This is a genomic window from Calothrix sp. 336/3, from assembly GCF_000734895.2.
In the GTDB taxonomy this organism is placed as follows: Bacteria; Cyanobacteriota; Cyanobacteriia; order Cyanobacteriales; family Nostocaceae; genus 336-3.
Map to the genome: position 1 here is coordinate 4897528 of NZ_CP011382.1, position 15044 is coordinate 4912571.

The following is a 15044-nucleotide window of genomic DNA, read 5'->3' on the forward strand; positions in this document are numbered from 1 at the left end:
CAATAAATCGCTAATTTCTGATATTTTTGTCTGATTTAAAATTGTCCTAATGGGAGCATGACTCAGATTAGCTTTCTATTATGCCCTGATTGCCTCGATTTTGTCAGTGGAATTTTGCGGATTTAGATTTTTGCACACATATTAAATACGTAATTATACTGTGTTAACCCTTGATTTTCAGAAAATAATTCCTCAGAAGAAAAAATAATAGTAATTTATTCCTGATTTTTGGGGTTCTTAATTCTGTTTCTGATTCCCTAGGGTATTCACTTAGTATAAAAAAAGCGATAATTTGCGTAGTTGTCACCCTGCTCTTTCTATAACTCTTGCAACTTCTACAACTTCTATTTTCAAGACAGACTATAATCTTTTTTGAGTCCACTGTAGGCAAATGCAGCTAATTGTGGCACTTTAGAATCGTAGTGGCTAGAAGCACCTTGGAGCAGGATTATAGGAAATTCCACAATGCTGATTTGCCCTCAGTGCAATTTTGAGAACCCGGATATTCACAAGTTTTGTCAAAACTGTGGCGCACCCTTGAGCCAAAAAGTTTGTTCTGCCTGTAATACCCATGTCGATTTAGACGCAAAGATTTGTCATAATTGCGGGGCAGAATGCGGCTCAATTTGGCGGGCGATAGTTAAGAAAGAACATACTGAAGATATGCAGGAGTTAGCAACACCTGAAACATCTTTTTCTTGGCTGAATAGTGCTTATCTTGATGCACAGCAGCGTTACCAAATTATTGATACCTTGCCGCCATTCACAGAAATTAGCCCCACAACTCAAATCAATTTACGGGTGATGGACTGTCAACCCTATCAAGTGCCTCCTTTGAAGGTGATGCTGGAAAGTCAACAAGATGATTCTCCATCTTCTGTGGTGGCAGGGGAAATTCCAGACTTGGCGAAACCCTATATTCTGTTACAAAAATATACAAGTAAGGGAATCCCAATTATTCATGATGCTTGGCAGCAAGACAGTGTTCAGACAGTAATTCTGGAAGAGCGTTCCCAATGGCTATCTTTGTCGGACTTGTGGCAGACAGATTCCACAAGCTCTTTGCAGATGATAAGTTGCTTTTACCAGATGACTTTACTGTGGGCGATACTGGAGCCTTTTGCTTGTCGCCAGAGTTTACTAGAGTTGGAAAATTTGCGTTTAGATGAAGATCAGGCTGTGGCTTTACAGTTTTTGTATCGAGAGCCAGAGTCAGAATCTTTGACAATTCAAGCTTTAGGACGTGTTTGGCAGAGGTTATTTCGAGAATCTCAGCGTACCCAATTTGGAGCAATTTTGCAATTATTAGGAGAATTAGAAGGTGGGAAAATTGAGACTATAGAGCAGCTACAATTACGATTGCAGGCGATCGCCACAGAAATGCAAACTCCACCGGAGCCTGTAAATCCCATCATGAATAATCGCGATCGTGATGATGTTACTGACATCTTACCGCCCAAGGTTCCTGCTGCTAGTCTCCAACCTACACTTCCTCCTGAATCTATGGGTACAGAAAATGCCAAAGACGAATTTCCCACCATTGTCTTACCCATGCAGTTAGCCAGCTTAGAAAATGCTGGTATCACCGATGTGGGCAAACAACGTCACCATAACGAAGACTTTTTTGGTACAGATTCGCAAATTCATAAAATTGAATCGCCAAGTTTTCGTTCTTTCCAAGGAAAAGGACTATATATCCTCTGTGATGGTATGGGGGGACACGCTGGCGGTGAAGTGGCTAGTAACCTAGCTGTGAATACCCTGCGCGAGTACTTCCAAAATCACTGGCAAGGGGATGAACTACCCTCCAAAGAGATTATTAGTGCAGGTATTTACCAAGCCAACCAAGCTATCTATAACCTCAATCAACAGGAATCCCGTTCAGGGGTAGGACGTATGGGCACTACCCTTGTTATGCTGTTAATTCAGAATACCCAGGCAGCTGTGGCACACGTAGGTGATAGCCGTCTTTATTGTCTGACTCGGAAACAAGGATTAGAACAACTAACTGTAGATCATGAGGTGGGGCAACGAGAAATTGCTCGCGGCATACCCCCAGAAGCTGCCTATTCTCGTCCCGATGCTTACCAGTTAACTCAAGCTATTGGTCCCAGAGATGATAATTTTATCTTTCCAGATATCCAATTCCTGGAAATAGCTGAGGATTCTTTATTTATTCTGGCTTCTGATGGTCTATCAGATAATGATTTACTGGAGAGTAATTGGCATTCCCATTTACTACCCTTACTCAGTTCTGGTACTAATCTGGAAACTGGTGCTAGAGACTTAATTGATCTGGCAAACGATTACAATGGTCATGACAACATCACTGTTGTACTTATCCGGGCAAAGGTGCGTCCAAATATGGATAGCAAAAACATCACCGAAGCCTAAAAGGTAAGTAAGAGAGCCAACAAAAGTGAGGTATTATTTTTACCAATTGCCTCATTTTCTATCTCTCGGTTAAGATGCTACTGGTAATTTAGGGATATTAACTCTAAATCAAGGATTTTCCCTGATTCTGATAAAACCCAGAGATGCAAAACTTGCGTCTCTACAAATCAATCTCGCGTATTAGCAAGGGAGCTAACAGCAGGTGTTCTACCTATCCTTCAGCAATGCCGACCATTGCAGAGCCAAAATCCTATAAGATTTAAGCGATATCTATATAATTATCTATCCTTTATAGGACTATTGTGTAATTAAGCTATCAGCATTTAGCCATTGGCAATCTTTGTCAAGATGATAAATACTCAAGCTGACATCATATAATTTCTTTCTATCTGAGATTGTGATTACTCTCACCCTGCTAGAACCACAGAAAAAAACACCTCTCAAACAATGGAGTTTTGAGACGGAGTCGGTGATTCGGATTGGTCGTTCCGCCGATAATGATATTGTTTTAACGGATACCCTAGTCTCTCGTAATCATCTAGAGATTAGACAAGTGAACCCTGCTCACCATGGTGGTTCTTGGCAGGCAATTAGTCGGGGCACAAATGGTACTTTTTTAAACGGTGTATTGATAGTTCAAGGGTTAATTCCCGATAATTCTCTGTTGCAACTAGCTCGCGGTGGTCCAATTTTGCAGTTTCAGATTACCTATGCTGCCAATAATCCATCTGCACCAACCCTTGCACAAAGTTGTACCCATGAAGGTAACTCCCCTGAGAATCTATTTTGCATTCATTGTGGTCAACCTATAAACGTTATCTATACTATTCGTGGTTATCAAGTACTACGCATTCTCGGACAGGGGGGAATGGGTACTACCTATTTAGCTTGGGATGATTTAGGGAAAATTTCTGGATATCCCCAATTATTTGTCCTCAAGCAAATGAATACAGATATGGCGAAGATTGCCAAGGCTAGGGAGTTATTTGAGCGAGAGGCAAACACTCTCAAATCTCTCAATTGTCCTGGCATTCCTAAGTATTATGATTTTTTTGTGGAGGGTGGAAAAAAATATCTGGCGATGGAATTAGTCCATGGACAGGATTTAGAAAAGTTAGTTGTTCTGAAAAATCCTGTGTCTCAACCTCAAGCGATCGCCTGGATGATTCAAACTTGCAATATTCTAGATTACCTGCATAGTCAGAAGCCACCCTTGATTCACCGTGACATTAAGCCTGCTAACCTGATGGTACGCCACGCAGATAATCAGGTTGTAGTGTTGGACTTTGGGGCAGTCAAGGAAATTGGTACTCCCCCAGGTACTCGAATTGGCGCAGAAGGGTATTGTGCCCCGGAACAAGAACGGGGACAACCCTTAACCCAATCTGATTTATACGCGATCGGACCAACATTAATCTTTTTGCTGACGGGCGAAAACCCGTTTAAGTTTTATCGCCAAAAAGGACGTACCTTTCGCTTTGATGTGGCAAACGTTTCGGTCATTTCACCAAAACTCAAGGCAGTCATCGAAAAAGTCACAGAGCCTGTACCCTATGAACGCTATCAAACAGCCGAAGAACTAGCGCTAGCCTTAGCAGCGTGCGAAAGCTAGTCAAAAGCAACAGAGAGTAAAAAGCTAGTTAAAACTTTTCTCGGCTCCCTGATGCTTTGCTATTCTTCATCCCAAGCTTCTACATCTAACAAGTCGCTGACGGGATCTTGCATACTAAAGCCGAAGTCTAACAGTTCCTGTTTCCAGTGCTGCCAGTCGTTACCAAATAACAGTGCAATCTTCCAAATGCTATCGGTAGGCTTAATAATCTGCGATTCTACAAGCGATTGCACATTACGTTGCAATTTCACCATTGGGTGAAGTACTTGCTGAGTCATAACCTCAATTTAATTTCTGATTTTGTTTAGTAAATGCTTGATCAAAACTGCTTTCCCTTGGGAAATTTTTGCCTATACGTAGAGTTATGTACTTTGGCAAAGCGAGTCTTAACTCCTTAAATATACCACAAAAGAACTTACTTAGTGACTTGTAAATTCGATTTTGTACGGGAATCACCACCATTAGAGATGATTTTGATTACCAAATACAAATACCAAGAAATGCAAATATATCCAGTACGCTATCGACTGCAATAATTGCACATTCCTAGAAAATGGCAAGGGAAAAATTAGGCAGCAGAAATGAGTAAATCTCAAATTTCTACCCCAGTCCCAAGAAGTATTCCTATCTGTCTTGGTGTAAGCAGTTAATGGTGAGTATATTGTGAAATAATCACTCAAACCCAGTCACTAATAATTCTGCTGAGGCAAAATTAAGTAGAATTTCCCCTTGTATGGCTGATTTGAAAAAGTACTCTATTTTCTGGAACTTATAGACTCATAGCAAAAGTCAGTGTGACATAAATTGCCAGGTACTGACCATGAATCAGCACATGGAAAAGACCATATATTACTTCAATTCCATAGCTGTGCCCAGTCAATATTTTATCATTAAATAGCTGAATACTTTTTTCATTACTTGCGAGTGATGTAAACAGTTGATGACAACTGTTGATTGTGACTGCCCTTTGTGAAGAAACAGATGGGAGTTCATTCAGAATATCGCAAACATCGGGAGATGAAACAGGGTTGCAAGGAAAATTTGCAAAATTTAATTTTTTCTTAAGCTTTTGCCCTAGATAAATATTTCTTTAGGGGGATGGTTGGGCAAATCACAAGACTTTATTCCGTGCAACTACTGCATAACATCTTCTGTATTCTTATACATTTATAGGCAGTGACAGAATTATTCAGCGTAACTTTAAACACTCACCTTTGTGCAGAGATATATTTTAATAGGTAAGAGAAAATCTTAAGTTAGTTAAGGTCAAGGCATAGTCTTTTTCCCTTAGGGTGATATTTTTTGTGAATTGCTGGGTATCCTCATAACATAACTCTAGTCAGCACTTAAGTAATTAACGAAGTGCTTATAGCCACATGACTACATCTAATGAAGATTATCTTGCTGCACGTCGTCATAAAACTGAGCGACGGCGAAAAATTGTGACATTTGTATCTATTTTATCTTTTTCTGGTTCAACTGTATTTGCCTTGCTACCTATGTTGCAAGAAGCTGTCACAACCTCTGTTACTTCAGAGCAAGAAGTTGTAAAACCTGAATCAGAATCCCAAAACTTAGCTTTGCAACGGCAGCTACGTAGTTTTGAGGTGGTTTTGAAGCAAGAACCGAATAACCAGGTAGCGCTAGAAGGTTTGGCAAAAGTACAGATTCAGCAGGGGAATATCCATAAAGCGATCGCCCCTTTGGAAAAATTAGTACTTTTGTATCCTCAGAGACAGGACTATAAAACTGCTCTAGAAAATTTGAAAAAACAGGTAAACAAGCAACCGCAGCAGAAGTAACCTAACTGCTTGTGTCGTTACTAAGAACTACTTCAAGAATTTTTTTAATCCTCTTTAATAAATATGCAAATAGATTATTTAATTGTTGGTTCTGGATTGACTGGAGCAACGATCGCGCGCATTCTGTTTGATGCTGGTAAAAAAGTTTTGGTGGTTGATCGACGTTCCCATTTAGGTGGTAATGTCCATGACCATCATCATCCTAGTGGTATTCGCATTCATACCTATGGACCCCATTATTTTCGCACATCTTCAGAAGCTATCTGGAAATTTGTGAATCAGTTTTCTGCTTTTGAAAACTTTGAGGCGATTTTAAAATCCTATGTTGACGGTTGTTATGAAAATTGGCCCATTGCGGGGAGTTATATTCGGCAAAAGATAGGAGAGAATTGGCAACCAGAATTTTCCCATATTCCTAGTAATTTTGAAGAAGCGTCTCTGGCAATCATGCCACGCTTGATTTATGAGAAATTTGTCAAAGAGTATACGGAAAAACAATGGGGAATCTCTGCTCATAAACTATCAGCTAACTTAGCGAAAAGATTTGATGTTCATCATAATGATGACCCTAGATTGAAACAGAATAAGTATCAAGGAATTCCCAGGGATGGTTATGCTCAATTTATGAGTAACTTGCTCAAGGGAATCCCGGTAATTTTGAATTTTGACTATCTACAACAGCGCGAGTTGATTGAAGTCAAAAGAAAATTAGTATTTACCGGAGCAATTGACGAGTATTTTAACTTCGATATGGGACGTTTAGTTTATCGGGGACAACAGCGAGAAACAAGATATATCAAAAATGTGGATTATGCACTACCCGCAGGACAAATTAATTATCCCAGTTTTGCCAATGGAGGGCAGATTAGAACTTTGGAATGGAAGCATATGATGCCAAAAAAATATGCAAAAAAAATCCAAGGTACTGTCTTAACTACCGAAACTCCCTACACTCCCAAAAATCCTGATCATTATGAATATCCTTTCCCCGATGAAATAAATGCTCAGTTATATTCTAAATATCAAGAACGAGCTAACCAAATTTCTAATCTACTTATTTGTGGCAGATTAGGTGAATACAAATACTACGATATGGATCAGGCGATCGCCAGAGCAATGGTTTTAGCAAAACGTCTGATGGAGAATGAGGGAATGGAAAGATTCCCTGTTCAATTGGAATTGATTGCTTAGTTGGTTAATTGGAGGGAAGGAAATTATGTTAGAGAATTATCGGATAGTCGCTGTTACTCCTGCGGGAAGAGAAAGATATTTAGAAATTCTCCTACCCTATATATTAGAGAATCGACCTGTAATCGATGAATATCATTTATGGGTTAATACTAATAATGAGGCAGATATTGCTTATATGAAATCTTTGGGGGATAAATATCCTGATTTTATTAAGTTATATTTCCTCGATACTCCTGCTAATGGCAACGAGACTATTCGATATTTCTTTCAATATTGTACAGATGTTAATACAATCTACGTGCGCATAGATGATGACATTTGTTTAATTACAGAAAACGCAATTACAGAGTTAGTAAATTTCCGAATTAAGTATCCAGAATATTTTATTATCTATGCCAATATCTTAAATAATTCAATCTGCTCTTATATTAATCAAAGACGAGGAAGTTTTAAAGATACTCATGGGAAAGTTACCTATGATGTTTTTTGTGATATCGGTTGGAAAAGTGGTAAGTTTGCAGAAAGTATCCACTATCAATTTTTACACGATTATCAACAGGGAAATATTAAACATTATGAATACCCCTTTTGGATATTAAGTGATTTTGAGCGGGTATCTGTTAACTTTATTGCTTGGTTTGGGAAAGATTTTGCAGAGTTCGATGGTATTGTAGAGGGAGTTGATGAGGAAGAATGGTTATCAGTTGATAAACCTAAACAAATAAATCGTTATAACTGTATTTGTGGTACATCTATTGTCAGTCATTTTTCCTATTTTACCCAAAGAGAATATCTGGAAAATCACACTGACGTTTTACAGAGATATAAAAAACTTGCTGATAAATTATTGATGGCAAGCAATTTCTCAACAACCTCAGAACTAATATCTCCTCAAGATTTATCTATCTTGGCAATCCATGATGATATAGATAGTGAAAAACAGATATCTTCTCATACTGATCAACAATTAGCCCCTCAAGAGAGAAAAAAAAGACTTATTATCTTTCAATCAGGGTGGAACTGGGATTTTCTATGGAATCGATTTCAACCCTTAGCACAATCTTTATCTGAATATTGCACAGTAATATATCTGGATGCTGGTTTCGTATCAGCAACGGCAGAATCACAAAAAATTGGAGAACTTATACAGCTATCAAATAGTTTATATCGTTATGTTTGGTATGCACCTGATGGTTATAGTAGTTGTCCTTGGTTCTGGGTATTAAATGATAGAAATACTGCTGAATATCAAACCTTATTATCAGATATATCTCAGTTAGTTAATGGACATGAAGAAGTATGGTTATACAACTGTAGACCAGCTTTAGAAGGACTTTTAGACTTGATTCAATGGGATAATATCATTGTTGATGTTGAAGACCCTTGGTTGTCTTTAGATTGGGGTATTAAAATCCAAGAAACAGGAGTTTTAGACAATTTCTGGAAATCCGCCAATGTCATATTTGCAAATGGCAAAATTATTGCCGAGGAATATCAGCCTTTAGTCAATAAGACTATTCATTCCTTACCAAATGGTGTAGATGACGCATTAGTCAAATCTTTATCAATATCTTTACCCTATCCCAAATTTATTAATACTGATTCACCTCGACATAAAGCCATATTTACAGGGTTTATTAATAATAGAGTCAATTTTGATTTATTACGGGAAGTCGTTATTCATAGTCTTGACTTTGATTTTTATTTTGTTGGGATGGAAAGCATACCTAACAATGATTTAGGGATATGGAATGAGTTAAAATCTCAAGAAAATTTTTATTATATTCCTCCTGTAAATCATGAAGAAATTTCAGGAGTTTTACAAGCTGCTGATGTGTTAATCTTGCCTTATAAAACAACAACATCAGCACAGATGTTCCCCGCAAAAATCTATGAATATTTAGCTGCTCAGAAAATTATTGCTAGTTCCATAGATTTTAGTATACATTCCGAGGAAATTCCCTCTTTAATTACTTATGACTCGGCACAAGCTTTGATTGACATATTAAAATCTGTTGCTTGTCAAGAAATAAGTTTGTCAAATTTACAAAAACAAAAATGTCAACAAATAGCTTTCCAAAATACTTGGAATAAACGTGCTAAAGAGTTACTAAGAATTGCACATCAAGAAAATAGCAATTCTCAAAAAATCACAGAAACAAAAATACATATTTCCTCAATTCCCAAGATTGAACCTGTATTAGAAACCTCACGACCATTTTGGTCAGTAATGATTCCTACCTATAACTGTGCTGAATATTTGAGAGAAACTTTAAAAAGTGTATTAGCACAGGATCCAGGTGCGGAATATATGCAAATTGAGGTGATAGATGATTTCTCTACTAAAGATGATTCAGAAGCTGTTGTGAGAGAAATTGGTGAAGGTAGAGTAACTTTCTATCGTCAGCCACAAAATAGTGGAATTGCAATTAATTTTACTACTTGTATTCAACGGGCAAAAGGTCAGTGGGTGCATATTTTGCATGGTGATGATATGGTCGCACCAGGATTTTATCGTCAGATGCAAGCATCTTTGGAAAAGCAAGAAACAGTGGGTGCAGCATTTTGTCGGCAGATTTTTGTGGACGAGAATACCCAATGGCAAGGTTTATCCTATTTAGAACAATTAAATCCTGGTATTCTTACTAATTTTATTGAACGTTTAGCAATTGCTCAAAGAATTGAGACTCCATCGATAGTTGTCAGACGGGATGTTTATGAAAAATTAGGAGGCTTTCATTTAGAACTATCCCATGCAGCAGATTGGGAAATGTGGAAACGAATTGCGACTTATTATCCTGTGTGGTATGAACCACAACCGCTAGTTTATTATCGGAGACATGGTGCTTCGGATACTTCTCGGTTACTGACAACTGGTGCAAATGTTGTTGATAAGCGTAAATCTATTGAGATTACAGAACGTTATTTACCAAGATATTTAGCCAAGACATTATCCGATCAAGCAAGAAGAGTTTCGGCGATCGCCGCGATTCAGACAGCAAAACATATGTTGTTTAGAGAAGATAAAAATGCCGCGATCGCGCAAATTTACCAGGGGCTACAATGTAGTGAGCATCCTAATGTAATTAGCTCGACTATAAATCTGATTAATTCCAGAAAAGAATTATTGCAGGATTTAATTAATTTGGCGGCAGAAAATCTTGGAAATACAACTAGTGAATCTGCCATTATCAAAATTCAGGAGTATTTTAATAATCCAATTACTTCTGAAGAAGCGATTACTACAAATATCATTATTGATGGTGTTGCTTTCCAGGTTTTAGAACCTTCAGGAATTAGCCGTGTGTGGACAAGTTTATTGGAAGCATGGGTAGAAAGTGGATTTGCTCAACATCTGATGGTTCTAAACCGAGGAGGAACAGCACCTATTATTTCTGGAATTAGGTATATTGATTTCCCAGCATATAGCTATGGAAATATTGAGGATGATAGAAACTTAATTCAAGAAGTCTGTGATAAAGTGGGCGCAGAAATTTTTATTTCCACCTATCATACCACAACAGTTTCTACACCTACTGTTTTCCTTGCCCATGATATGATTCCTGAAGCTATGGGCTGGAATTTAGCTGCTCCTATGTGGCGTGAAAAACATCGTAGCATTCTTGCTGCTAATGCTTATATAGCAGTTTCGGAAAATACAGCTAATGATTTAGTAAAATTTTTCCCACGAATTCCGAGAGAATCGGTGACAGTTGCAAAAAATGGGGTGAATCATCAAATCTTTACTCCTAGCAGTGTAGAAGAAATTAGCAAGTTTCAGAAAACCTATGGGATTAGGAAACCCTATTTTCTGTTAGTAGGAATTGATGATGAACGCAAAAATCGTAATTTATTCTTCCAAGCATTTTCTCAACTCGTAAATAAAGATGGATTTGAGATTGTAATTACAGGAAGTAATAGTTTAATTGATGCAGAAATTAGGCAATATACTCTAGGGACAACAATCCATAATTTGTATCTAGATGATGAAGAGTTAGTGACAGCATATGGAGGGGCGATCGCTCTTGTTTATCCTTCTAAATATGAAGGCTTTGGTTTGCCAATTATTGAAGCTATGGCTTGTGGTTGTCCAGTAATTACCTGTCCCCATAGCGCAATCTTAGAAGTCGGCGCAGATGCAGCAATTTATGTTAATCCTCAGGATATAAATGGGTTAGCAGATGCACTCATGGAAGTGCAAAAACCGAGCATTAGAAAAAGATTAATCGCTGCTGGTTTGAATCAATCTGCAAAATTTTCTTGGTTAAATATGGCTGATATCATTAGTCAGAAACTTCTAGATATGACTCTGCCAAAATTAAATTTGAAAACAAAGAATTTCATTATCTTTCCAGATTGGCAACAATCCGAAGAAATAATTGGAGAGGAATTACAGGGAGTTATCCGGGCGATCGCCACTAATCCAGACAGTGAGAATATCACACTTTTAATTGAAACAAGTCAAATTCCCCCAGAAGATGCAGAGCTTTTTATATCGAGTGTGACTATGGGTTTACTCATGGAAGAAGATATTGATATCAGCGAAGGTTTGGGTATCTCTCTAGTAGATAACCTGAGTGAAAATCAATGGGAAAGTTTACTCACTCAAATTCAAGGGAGAATAGCTTTAATCCATGAAGATAAGGAAAAAATGATTCAAGTTAGGGCTGATAATTTAGTCAATTTCGCTTTGGATAATTTAGAAAATATTTCTGATAATATCTTCTTGAATTTGCCATTTCCGGCTCAATAAGCTGATACCAGCAAACAGATAAAGGATAAATGATGGGTGATTATCCTTTGCAACTGATGATGATTACAACCCTAAGTATGGCTCTATAAATTTCATGAGCCATATTTTATTTATTGATTAACTATATTGAACAATCGCTCGCAACATATTTGTATTTATGGACTACCAAAAATTTATTACCGAGTTGCCAAATTTCTATGATAATTGGCGCAAAGAAACTGTCTCTCTTAAGTCTCGACGCTTTCAAAACTTTCTCGAAATATTCCCCGATACTACTACGGAGAATATTATGCAACTCCTCAATTTTGCAGTTGAGTGTCTAGATGAGGAAGAAATATATTGTCAAGTTGGCGGATTAACCGGGGCTAATTTATTTGCTGCATTATCTGAGCATCCCCACGGGTTAGCATATTTAGTTGATGATTTTAGTTGTCGAGAAGAGAACCAGGAAATTATTAATAAGCTGAATTACAATCTTGCAAATTTTGATTTAGAAAATCAAGTTGTGATTGCTAATCAAAGTGTGGCTGAGTTTTTCTCAGAATTACGGCAATTTCACAGTGAAGAGAAGATAGGTATATATTTTTATCAAGGTGAAGATAACTATCGCAGTCAATTTTTAGGACTCCAATTAGCACAAAATTTTTTAGCAGATAAGGCTGTGATAATTATCAATAATGCTAATTATATTGGTGTGCAGCAAGCAATTTGGGATTTTATGACTGTAAATCCCCAATGTGAAAAACTTCTGAGTTTGTTAACTCCCGCAGAGAACCATCCTTCTTTTGATAATGGCATAGAAATTCTCAGTTGGGATATCACCAAGGAAAATAACTATACCATATCGGAAATAAATAAATATAATCAAGATAATTTTATTTCTGCCTTAGTTGAAAAAGAACGGGAATTTAATCAACAAAGAAAGGCTTTTTTCCAACTCAGAAGAGAAGCGATACTTTTACATGGCTATGAATGTTTTGAGGAAGCAGAAAAGAAATATCTAGAATTACTAGATGTTGATGCTAAACAAGCAGGTCTATGGTTAAATTTAGGAACATTATATTATCAAACTCACCGCTATCAAGAGGCAATTAATGCTTTAGCAAAAGCAATCGACTTAGAGCCATCCCAGGCAGTACATTATTATACAATTGGTGTTGTACTAGAAAAAGCTGGTGCCCATAGTCATGCGATTGAAGCTTATCAAAGAGCGATCGCCATTGAACCAGAGGCTGTAGACCCGTACAATAATCTGGGAAATATTTTTCTGGAAGCTGGAGATTTAGATCAAGCAGAATCAGTCTATCGTCAGGCAATTGCCGTTAACCCTAAGCATTTTGGTAGCTATTTAAACCTCGGAAATGTCTTAATGGAGAGGCAAGAAATTGATGCAGCAGTGGAAATTTATGAACAAGCTTTATGTTTAAAACCCCGCAATCCAGATATTTTATATAATTTAGGGGTTGCCCTAGAAGCGAAAAATGACCCCGCAGAATCTGCTTCCTATTACGGTTACGCTCATTACCGAAAAAATGAGTTCCAAGAAGCACTAAACTACTTTCAAGAATTTACTAAGTTTAAGCAAGGTGACGAACATTTTTATATTGCTTTAGCTCAATGCTATCAAGGATTAAATCAAGTTGATTTAGCAATATCAGCCTATCAAGAAGGGCTAAAAATTTATCCAAAATCAAAAGATTTATATATTTTCTTTGGCACAACTCTACAGGATGTAGGTAAACCAGAAGCTGCCATTCAATTAATGGATGAAGCTGTGCAAGTCATGCCAGATGTTGTGACTTTCAAGTTAGAAAGACAAAGAATATTACCAATCTTATATGAGCAAGTTGCTGATATTGCTGATTATAGACAGCGTTTTGCCCAGGGATTAGCCGATTTAGTGAGTAGTTCCGCCTTAGATACACCAGAAGCGAGAAAAAACGCCTTATTTGGTATAAGTTTTCGGACTAATTTTTATTTACAATATCAATGCCAAAATGATATTGAATTGCAGCAGCTTTATGGAAATTTTGTGCATCAAGTCATGGCTGCTAACTATCCAGAATGGGCAAAACCCTTACCTATTAAATCTTTACAGCCTGGGGAAAAAATTCGAGTTGGTTATGCATCCTATTATTTAAGAAATCACAATGGAGCCAGATGGGCATTAGGATGGATTAATCATCATGATAGACAGGATATAGAAATTTATTGTTATCATACTGCTCCAGAGATGGACCAAATAACTCAACAGTTTAAACTGAGTAGTAATGTTTTCCATCATATTCCCAATGATTTAGAAGCAGTTTGTGAACAGATAATTCAGGATAAACTACATATTTTAATCTTTCCTGATATTGGTATGGCTCCTATCACTACACAAATGGCAGGTTTACGACTTGCTCCCGTACAATGTACAGCTTGGGGACATCCTATAACTTCCGGATTACCAACAATTGATTATTATATTTCTGGGGATTTGATGGAACCAGAAAATGCTCAGGAACATTATTCAGAGCAGTTAATTCGATTACCAAATATTGGACTTTGTTATCCCAAACCAGTAGTTCCCCAACTGACATCAACAAGGGCAGATTTTAATTTAAGGGAAGATGCCATCGTTTATTTATCTTGCCAATCTTTGTTCAAATATCTGCCCCAGTATGATGATATTTATCCCGCGATCGCCACAAAAGTACCCACTGCGCAATTTGCTTTTCTTGCTCACAAAAGTGTTCACATCACCGAACAATTTCGCCAACGCTTACAACGCGCTTTCGCTAAATATGGTTTAGATAGTGAAACCTATTGCGTCATTGCTCCTCGACAAAACACTAAAGGTTATTTGACTCTGAATCTGCTTTCTGATGTCTATTTAGATACCTTCGGTTGGTCTGGTGGTAATTCGACTTTAGAGGCGATCGCCTGTAATTTACCCATTGTCACCTGCCCTGGGGAATATATGCGGGGAATGCACTCCTACGCTATTTTGAAAATCTTGGGAGTCACAGACACTATTGCCTACAGTCAGGAAGAATACGTAGATATTGCTGTAAAATTAGGCTCAAATCCAGAACTGAGACAGGAAATTATTCAGCGTATGACAGAACGCCATGATTATCTTTACTCAGATAAAAGTTGTGTAACTGCCCTTGATAACTTCTTCCGTCAGGTGACAGGGAAAAAATAACTACAACGTCACATCTGTTCCTCTTTCCCTATTAAAAGATTTCTCCCATCCCCTATCTATGGCACAATAAAGGACGGTAATAAGAAGATATAAATATAAGGT

7 protein-coding genes are annotated in these 15044 nt (G+C 37.5%); 6 read left to right on the forward strand and 1 reads right to left on the reverse strand.

Going from position 1 to position 15044, the window contains the following annotated elements; genetic code table 11:
- Positions 1-465 precede the first annotated feature (465 nt).
- Together IJ00_RS20340 and IJ00_RS20345 are read left to right on the forward strand one after the other, a co-directional pair.
- The gene (locus tag IJ00_RS20340) at positions 466-2394 is read left to right on the forward strand and encodes a serine/threonine phosphatase (protein ID WP_035156092.1); all 1929 of its coding nucleotides are present in this window, start codon (positions 466-468) and stop codon (positions 2392-2394) included.
- A gap of 397 nt (positions 2395-2791) precedes the next feature.
- The gene (locus IJ00_RS20345) at positions 2792-4006 is read left to right on the forward strand and encodes a protein kinase (RefSeq protein WP_035156094.1); all 1215 of its coding nucleotides are present in this window, start codon (positions 2792-2794) and stop codon (positions 4004-4006) included.
- 59 nt (positions 4007-4065) lie between these two features.
- Here IJ00_RS20345 and IJ00_RS20350 read toward each other — a convergent pair whose 3' ends face one another.
- Positions 4066-4284, reverse strand: a complete 219-nt coding sequence (locus IJ00_RS20350; RefSeq protein ID WP_035156097.1) for a DUF4327 family protein — start codon at positions 4282-4284, stop codon at positions 4066-4068.
- Positions 4285-5382: 1098 nt separating this feature from the next.
- On the opposite strand from IJ00_RS20350, the gene IJ00_RS20360 reads away from it, so the two are divergent.
- The 4 genes from IJ00_RS20360 to IJ00_RS20375 all read left to right on the forward strand — a co-directional run bounded on the left by IJ00_RS20360 (position 5383) and on the right by IJ00_RS20375 (position 14942).
- The gene (locus IJ00_RS20360; protein WP_035156101.1) at positions 5383-5808 is read left to right on the forward strand and encodes a M48 family metallopeptidase; all 426 of its coding nucleotides are present in this window, start codon (positions 5383-5385) and stop codon (positions 5806-5808) included.
- Between the two features lie 63 nt (positions 5809-5871).
- Positions 5872-6999, forward strand: a complete 1128-nt coding sequence (locus tag IJ00_RS20365) for a UDP-galactopyranose mutase (RefSeq protein ID WP_035156103.1) — start codon at positions 5872-5874, stop codon at positions 6997-6999.
- Between the two features lie 25 nt (positions 7000-7024).
- Positions 7025-11752: a glycosyltransferase gene (locus tag IJ00_RS29730; RefSeq protein ID WP_052754503.1), complete on the forward strand. Its 4728-nt coding sequence runs from the start codon at positions 7025-7027 to the stop codon at positions 11750-11752.
- A 157-nt stretch (positions 11753-11909) separates the two neighbouring features.
- Positions 11910-14942: a tetratricopeptide repeat protein gene (locus IJ00_RS20375; protein WP_035156105.1), complete on the forward strand. Its 3033-nt coding sequence runs from the start codon at positions 11910-11912 to the stop codon at positions 14940-14942.
- Positions 14943-15044: the final 102 nt, after the last annotated feature.